This is a genomic window from Armatimonadota bacterium (genome assembly GCA_031459715.1).
GTDB lineage: Bacteria > Sysuimicrobiota > Sysuimicrobiia > Sysuimicrobiales > Humicultoraceae > Humicultor > Humicultor tengchongensis.
This window is the reverse complement of record JAVKIA010000069.1, coordinates 1-3,496: the sequence shown is the minus strand read 5'-3', so window position 1 is coordinate 3,496 and position 3,496 is coordinate 1. Positions and strand designations below refer to the sequence as shown.

Annotated in this window: 3 protein-coding genes; all 3 read left to right on the top strand. The window is 68.7% G+C overall.

The window, feature by feature from the left end; translation table 11 throughout:
• The first annotated feature begins 31 nt into the window (after positions 1-31).
• Entirely contained in the window at positions 32-1,348 is a 1,317-nt protein-coding gene (locus QN152_13730) for an aspartate aminotransferase family protein (GenBank protein MDR7540562.1), read from the top strand.
• Positions 1,345-2,718 carry a cyclic 2,3-diphosphoglycerate synthase gene (locus QN152_13725; GenBank protein ID MDR7540561.1) on the top strand — a complete coding sequence of 458 codons (1,374 nt, stop codon included), beginning with the start codon at positions 1,345-1,347 and terminating at the stop codon, positions 2,716-2,718. Before QN152_13730 ends, QN152_13725 begins: the two co-directional genes overlap by 4 nt.
• Positions 2,715-3,496 (top strand): IclR family transcriptional regulator (locus QN152_13720; GenBank protein ID MDR7540560.1); only part of this gene is annotated, 782 nt, incomplete at its 3' end. The genes QN152_13725 and QN152_13720, both read left to right, overlap by 4 nt.

Here is a 3,496-nt window from a genome sequence, read left to right as displayed (position 1 = left end):
TGAATTGTATAATGAAAAACGAAGCTCTTCCATGGCCGACTTCGCGGAGCGTCTGCTGCGCGTCCGCCAGTGGCTCGCCCCCAGCTTGGCTGAGGACTGGCCCTGCCTGCCCATCGTCCGCGCCTCTGGCAGCTACGTCTACACCGCCGACGGCCGCCGCTTCCTGGACTTCGTCTCGGGGATGGCCGCATGCAATCTCGGTCACGGCCATCCGCGGGTGGTGGCGGCGGCCCGGGCGCAGCTCGAGGCGCTGATCCACGGCCCCCTGGGTGTGTACCTCTACGATTCCGTGCTCCGCCTGTGTGAGGCGTTAGGAGAGGTGATGCCCGGCGGGCTGACCGCGTTCTTCTGGAGCAACGGCGGGACCGAGGCTGTGGAAGGCGCCCTGAAGCTGGCCCGCTACACCAGCGGCCGGCCGGCCATCGTGGCGTTCATCGGCGGTTTTCACGGACGGTCTTACGGCGCGGCGTCGGTGACCACGTCGTCCGTCAAATACCGCCGGCACTACGAGCCCTTCCTTCCCTCCGTCTACCATGTACCTTATCCCTACTGCTTCCGCTGTCCCCACCGCCTGCCGCAAGGATGCTGCGACGAGCCGTGGGTGAGCCTGGAGCGGCTGTTCACCCATGTGGTGGCTCCAGAGGAAGTGGCCGCGGTGATCGTGGAGCCTATCCTGGGCGAAGGCGGTTACGTCGTCCCGCCACCAGATTTCCTGCCGCGACTGCGAGAGCTGTGCAACCGACATGGCATCCTGCTGATCTTTGATGAGATCCAGACCGGATTCGGCCGCACCGGGGAGATGTTTGCGGCGCAGACCTTTGGCGTCGACCCGGACATCATGGTGCTCTCCAAATCCATCGCCTCCGGCTTCCCCCTGAGCGCCGTGGCCGCCCGCCCGGAGCTTATGGCCCGCTGGCCTGCCGGTGCCCATGGCACCACTTTCGGCGGCAATCCTGTGGCCTGCGCCGCCGCCGTGGCCACGCTGGAGGTCTTCCGGGAGGAAGGCGTGCTGGAGAACGCCCGACAACGCGCCGCCGAAGCGTGGAGGGTGCTTCGGGACCTGGCGCAGCACTCGACCCACATCGGGGAGGTGCGGGGCAAGGGGTTGATGATCGGGATCGAGTTCGTCGATCCACAGCGGGGCGGCCAGCCTTCAGGCAGGGCTGTGCGAGCTGTCCTGGAGTGCTGCCTGCGCCGCGGGCTGATCCTGTACCCGGCCGGCTACGCCGGACACGTCATCCGCTTTATCCCGCCGTTGACCGTGAGCGCCGAGGACCTCGCCACCGGCCTGGGAATCTTCGCGGAGGCCGTGAGCGATGTGGATCGCCTGGGGGTAACTGCACCGTGAGGACGCGCGTGGTCATCCTGGGCGCCGCCGGGCGCGACTTCCACAACTTCAACGTCTGCTTCCGCGACCGCCCCGAGTACGAGGTCGTCGCGTTTACGGCCACGCAGATCCCCAATATCGCCGGCCGCCGCTACCCGCCCGAGCTGGCGGGTCCCCTCTATCCGGAGGGCATCCCCATTGTCCCCGAGGAGGAGCTTGCGGCACTGCTCCACCGCCAGACAGTCGACACAGTAATCTTTGCCTATAGCGACGTTAGCCACCAGCACGTCATGCACCTAGCCTCCACCGCTCTGGCCGCGGGAGCCGACTTCACCCTTCTCGGTCCGCGGCGCACCGCTCTCCCGGCGGCCCGGCCGGTAATCTCGGTGGGCGCCGTGCGTACGGGAGCCGGGAAGAGCCCCACCACCCGCCGCGTGGTCCAGATCCTCCGCAGCGCCGGGTGGCGCACGGTCATCCTCCGACACCCTATGCCCTATGGGGACTTGAGCACCCAGGTATGCCAGCGGTTTGCCTCCTGGGAGGACCTGGACCGCCACCGTTGCACCCTGGAGGAGCGGGAGGAGTATGAACTCCACCTCGCCCAGGGGACTGTCGTCTACGCCGGGGTGGACTACCAGCGCATCCTGCCGGCGGCCGAGCAGGAGGCGGACGTGATCGTCTGGGAAGGCGGCAACAACGACCTCCCCTTCGTCCGGCCGGATATCCACATCGTGGTCGTGGATCCACACCGCCCGGGTCACGAGCGAATCTATCACCCCGGTGAGGCCAACCTGCGGATGGCTGACGTGGTGCTGATCAGTAAGGTGAACACCGCCTCTCCCGCGGCTCTGCAGGCAGTGCGCGATTCCATCGCCGCCCTCAACCCCACGGCTGCCGTGGTGGAAGGCTCTCTGGTCATCGAGGTGGACAATGGCGAGCAGCTGCGCGGGAAGCGGGTGTTGGTCATTGAGGATGGCCCCACGCTGACGCACGGGGAGATGGGCTATGGCGCGGGGACGCTGGCGGCTCGCGAGCGCGGGGCGGTCATCGTCGACCCCCGCCCGTGGGCGGTGGGTTCCATCGCAGAGGTGTACGCTCGCTACGCCCAGCTGGGGCCGGTGCTGCCGGCCATGGGCTATGGCCAGGAGCAGCTGGCGGACCTGGCTGCGACCATCGCCGCCGTCCCCTGCGACGTCGTGGTCTGCGCTACCCCTGTGGATCTGCGCCGCGTTCTTGCCATCGCCCGCCCGGTGGTCCGCGTGCTCTACCGGCTGGAAGAGCGGCCCCCGGGAACGCTGGCCGAGCTGCTCCTGCCGCGTCTGGCTCCCCTTCGGTCGCACAGTTCACCCGTCCCTCTCGCCCCCGGGGACGAGGAGGAGGTGTCGGGGTGAGCGGACCGATCCAGTCGGCCGACCGCGCCCTGCGCATTCTGCAGGTGGTGGCTGACCACGGGCATCCCCTGGGCCTGCGGGAGGTCAGCCAGCTGGTCGGCCTGCATGCCAGCACCACCTATCGCCTGCTGGCCACGCTACGCGCCCGCGGTTTCGTGGAGCAGGAAAGCGCGGGAGGGCGCTACCGCGTGGGCATCCAGGCCTTCCGCGTCGGGAACGCCTTTCTGGCCGCAGCGGATCTGCGGGACCGGCTGCGGCCCGTGCTGGCTACCCTCGCGGCGCGCTCGCGGGAGACGGCCAACCTCGTGATCCTGCACGACACCGAGGCGGTCTACATCGACCACATCGTCAGCGTGAACATCACCAAGCTCTTCACGCAGATCGGCCAGCGTGTGCCGCTGCACTGCACCGCGGTGGGCAAAGTGCTGCTGGCATATGCGCCCGATCAGGAGGACCTGCTCCGACGGTTGCGCCTGCGGCGCTTCACCCCGTACACCATCACCACGGCGGCGGAGCTACGGGGGGCCCTGGCGGCGGTGCGGGAGGCCGGATACGCGGTGGACCGGGAAGAACACGAGCTGGGGGTGGCCTGCGTGGCCGGCCCCGTGTGTGACGCTGACGGCCGGGTCGTTGCGGCCGTGGGCATCTCGGGGCCGAGCGCCCGAGTTCTACCACGCCTGGCCCATATGCAGCGCCACGTCCGGGCTGCGGTTGTGGCGGCCAGCCGCCTTATGGGAGCGTCCACCCTACCGCGCCCGGGAGGTGCAGAGGTGCCACG

Excerpts from the sequence above, each read along its gene's own strand:
- QN152_13730 (MDR7540562.1), top strand. The coding sequence starts at position 32 with ATGGCCGACTTCGCGGAGCGTCTGCTGCGCGTCCGCCAGTGGCTCGCC.